This is a genomic window from Mycobacterium sp. NPDC050853, from assembly GCF_040653875.1.
Taxonomy (GTDB): Bacteria; Actinomycetota; Actinomycetes; order Mycobacteriales; family Mycobacteriaceae; genus Mycobacterium.
The window spans coordinates 1-1347 of the sequence record NZ_JBFAGW010000020.1 but is presented as its reverse complement, the minus strand read 5'-3'; the positions used below and the strand labels follow the sequence as shown (position 1 = coordinate 1347).

Genomic DNA, 1347 nt, shown 5'->3' with positions numbered 1-1347 from the left:
ATGTGTGCATCAAGCAAACTCATATGAACCTCTCCTCAATCATGTTGTGTTGTCTTAATTTTGGTTGTTTGTGGCCGTTCAGGTGCTTGCCCCCCTTTCCCCGGGGGGTCCGCTGTCATCGGGCGCGGGCGGGGTGTGTTCGGGGTCGGTGCCCCAGGTGGTGGGGAGCATGGGCATGGTGCGGGTGCCATCGATCGAGTCGGCCGTGTTTTCGCGTTCGATTAGACCTGCGGCTGTTGTGGTCGAGGTTGTTTTGGGTACGGTGCCGGTGAATCCGAGTTGTCCCGCACCGCGCCCGGAGGCCCCCACAGTCGCCGTTGCCCGCACTGCGGGTTCGGAAAAGTCGGGGTCGACGGTGGAGTTCATGTCCATGTGTTGGGGGGCGGGGTCCTTGATTCGGGCGCCGCGTTTGCGTCGGGCTCGCGAACGCGCCGAGGCCGCCGCCGCGGCCGCCGCCGCAATTCCCGCCGCCGGTGCCTTAGCGCCGGAGCCCTCATTCAACCTCGGACCAAACCGCGCCGCCGGCGGATCCTCACGCACCGCATACACCATGTACGCCGGTGCTGCCGCCGCAGCAGCAGGGGAAGCCGGCGCGTTGGCAGGTGTCGACGGCGCACCCGAACCACCGGACAGCGGTGCGCCGCCGCCCCCGGGCATTCCGGCCATGGCAAATGATTGCTGCTGAGGCGAATTGCGTTCGATCCGGGCAGCTTCCTGCGCGGGCTCATCGCCGGGTACGTCCTGATCGATAGTAGCCGGGGGAGCGAGCTGGGCAAGTCCGATCAACATCAGCGGAAGCCAGAGCGGTGCGGACAACATGATGCCCCACGCGGTGAACCCGAAGGGGATGAAGAAGGCCTCATACGCGATGAAGAACAGCAGCGGACCCCAGGCAATGAGTGCTTCGAGAGGATTACGCATGAAATCCTGCAGGATCTTCTGAATGGTGCCCAGCGGGTCCGTAAAGAATTCCTGAATCTGCCGCATCAGCTTGTCGAAGAAGCTCTCGCTGCTGTCCAGCGCGGTGCCGGATTCGGCAGCTTGGGCCTGGGCGGCCATGCCGGACATGTCGGCGGCCATCCGGGACATTTCCCCGCCGGGCGCCATGATCATCGGCGTCGGCTGTGTGGGGGCCACCGATAACACCGCCGCGGTCGAAACTCCTTGGTACACACCCATGGTGGTGGCGGCCTGGACCCACATCCGGATGTAGTCGGCCTCGTTCAGTGCGATCGGGATGGTGTTGATACCAAGAAAATTGGTGGCCAACAGCACGCCGTTGATCATGTGATTGGCGGCCAGCTCGGCCAGCGTGGGCATCGCGGCCAGCGCCGCCGTGTACGCCGC

1 protein-coding gene is annotated in these 1347 nt (G+C 64.5%); it reads right to left on the bottom strand.

The window, feature by feature from the left end; translation table 11 throughout:
• Nucleotides 1–78: 78 nt before the first annotated feature.
• Nucleotides 79–1347, bottom strand: a 1269-nt coding sequence (locus AB0H22_RS25390; RefSeq protein WP_358150042.1) for a PPE domain-containing protein, incomplete at its 5' end; no start/stop codon positions are given.